The organism is Pseudoalteromonas sp. S2755 (assembly GCF_005886535.1).
Lineage (GTDB): Bacteria > Pseudomonadota > Gammaproteobacteria > Enterobacterales > Alteromonadaceae > Pseudoalteromonas.
In genome coordinates this window covers 1-2,936 of the sequence record NZ_PNDS01000191.1, presented here as the reverse complement: position 1 = coordinate 2,936, position 2,936 = coordinate 1, and the positions used below count along the sequence as shown (strand labels likewise).

Genomic DNA, 2,936 nt, shown 5'->3' with positions numbered 1-2,936 from the left:
GGTGTAGAGCGTTCACTAGAGATGGTGGTGGGTATATTGGGGATATTAAAAGCAGGGGGGGCGTATGTGCCGCTAGATCCGAGCTATCCTCAATCGCGCTTAGCATACATGATGGACGATGCAGCCTTCAATGTTGTACTGACGCAGAGTAAGAGCTGGGATGTCGTAAAGAACTTTAATGTGCCGACTATTAACCTTGATGATTTAACTCAGTTTGAACCGTACAGTGTAAGCTGCGTTGATAAGTCAGAGCTAGGGTTACGATCAAAACACCTTGCTTATGTTATTTATACCTCTGGCTCAACAGGCAAACCAAAAGGGGTTATGGTTGAGCATCAAGCACTATATAATCGTATCCACTGGATGCATAATAAATACGGTATGAATTGCAGTGATAAAGTACTGCAAAAAACGCCTTATAGTTTTGATGTTTCTGTATGGGAGTTTGTATGGACGCTTGCCTACGGTGCGCAGCTAGTTGTAGCTCGCCCTGAAGGACACAAAGAACCTGAATACCTATGCCAACTTATTCAAGAGCATAGTATAACTAAAATGCACTTTGTCCCATCAATGCTAGGATTGATCTTGGAACACGAGCAATTTACGAACTGTCGCAGCTTAGAACAAGTTTTTTGTAGTGGTGAAGCATTACAGCAAAGCCATGTGGAAGAGTTCAGAAAAGCACTCCCTTACTCTGAACTGCATAATTTATATGGTCCAACGGAAGCCGCTATTGATGTCAGCTATTGGGACTGTGCTGGTGACATTAGTCGTGGAGTGCCTATTGGTAGGGCAATTGATAATATCCAGCTGCTCATTCTTGACCCTTATCTTAACTTGGTACCAGAAGGAGCTGTGGGGGAGTTGCATATTGGCGGAGATGGTCTTGCTCGCGGTTATTTAAATAGAGAAGAGTTAACCGCTGAACGTTTCATTGCTAATCCTTTTTATGATAGAAGCCAAGCGGCAAGCTCTCAAAAGCTTTATAAAACAGGAGACTTAGCGCGTATAAGAAAAGATGGTGAAATTGAATATCAAGGGAGAATAGATCATCAAATAAAAATTCGTGGATTGCGTATAGAGTTGGGCGAGATTGAGCATCAATTGAGTGGTTTAGAATGTGTTGACTCATCTTTGGTTGTAGCGCAAGAGATTGCGGGTTCGACCCAGTTAGTAAGTTATATCAAGCCATCAATTGAAGGTCATGGGCTTGACCACTCTGTGCTAAATGACAAAGTGAAAACAGGGCTCAGTGTGGAGCTACCTGAACATATGATCCCCAGTTTAGTAGTGGTTGTAGATGAGTGGCCATTAACAGCGAATGGTAAGGTCGATCGGAAGGCTTTACCTACTCCAGATAGTAGTTCAATGCATGTGGAGTATGTTGCCGCAACTACAGATGTTGAAATTCTAGTTGTTGATATTGTTGCGAACCTTCTGCAATTGGAAACCTGTAGTGTTAGCTTGAAAGCCAGCTTCTTTGAGCTAGGTGGACATTCTTTAATGGCTATAAGGCTGCTTGCTGAGCTTAAAGCGAATGGTTATACAAACATAGAGCTGAAGAATCTGTATGATATTTCTAGTATCGCAGAGTTGTGTTTATTATGTGAGCAGATTGATAAAGAAAAGTCTTTAGTTCAAGAGCTTATGGATTCTGAAGATACCTTGGAGTACGAATTTTAATCAGCTTTTCCGTAGAGTTAGGTGCGCTTTGATTAGTGGAAGCGCATCTAATCTTTCTAGTGCTTTGAATTTGAAGCTTATAATTCCAGTTTTAAGTCGAAAGCGAATTTGTTTTTGAAAGGGTTGCAAGTCACGATGTGATGACGTATCTTACCATTTGCTAAAACTGTTTACTAAAGTATCAATTTAATCCTGAAAGTTTCATAAGTATCTCACGCGTGAGTTGTTTATATGCTTTGAGAGCGCATGTCGCTATTGAGATCTTGCTCAATGATGTGGTTACAAAATTGAAATTATGGTGTTTACATAACAAATAAAGCATAAAAGGGAACATCATTTAATTTTATTGAGGATGCGCTTGCTGAAGGTAAAGTGCAGCAATAGATGGTAGCTTGTGCATCGGTCTACAGGGCAATAATAAGTTTTAGATCTTAGTTTAGGTGTGAATTGAGAATTGTGAGCTATCTGAAGTGTTAAGAGAGTCGGTTTCACTGTGACTGTACCATTGAGCTATGATCGTTATGTAGTTGAATGTTTCAGGTCTGTCTGAAATTCTTATGGTTGCAGTTTGTTTCGTTTAAACATGCTCATTTGTTGAATGAACATGAAGTTTGCAATTGAACTGCTATAAATGAGTAATTGTAAATTAGTTAACCTGAGATCTGGTTAAGAAATATTCTAACTTGTTGTTTTTAAATTTTGTCTTAATTTGCACCTTTGTTTAGCTAGGGGACTTTATAGGCAGCAAGGTAGGTTTACACACCAATAGCTGACTATTGGAAGCGAGTTCAACGCATTTTGCGCTAAAACTGGTTGTTAGTAAGACATTAATTATCTGCAAATCAGGTTAGTTACTATCAGACTTTATCCACGAGGTGGAAGTAGGGCCAATTGTCTTGGCGTGAGTTGTTCTATTTTAAGTTTTGATGTTCTGCCAGCGGCATTTGGTGGAATGAATAATAAAAATTAAGGTAATGAGAAATAATATGAATGATCTCTATAACAAGCTGATCTCTGAGGGAACATTGGTTTTCATTGAGAATGGAAAGCTGAAGGCAAAGTCTTCAAAGGCGCGCTTAGATCAAGAAACTGTTCAACTGATTAAAAACAATAAAGATGCTTTGCTGGAATTTTTACAGCAAAAGTCGACAGAGGCTTCAGTCAACAAGATCAGCAAGAGAGATTCTAAAAGCGAAGAGTTATTGTCAGCTTGCTCTTTTGCGCAGAGACGGTTGTGGTTTATAGACCAACTA

General features: G+C 39.5%; 2 protein-coding genes. Both read left to right on the top strand.

The annotated features are described in order from the left end of the window. Window positions 1-1,683: non-ribosomal peptide synthetase (locus tag CWC03_RS22510; protein WP_138583747.1), on the top strand; the 1,683-nt coding region annotated here is incomplete at its 5' end. Between the two features lie 974 nt (window positions 1,684-2,657). Next, on the top strand, window positions 2,658-2,936 hold a 279-nt coding region (locus CWC03_RS22505), incomplete at its 3' end, for a TubC N-terminal docking domain-related protein (protein WP_212748168.1).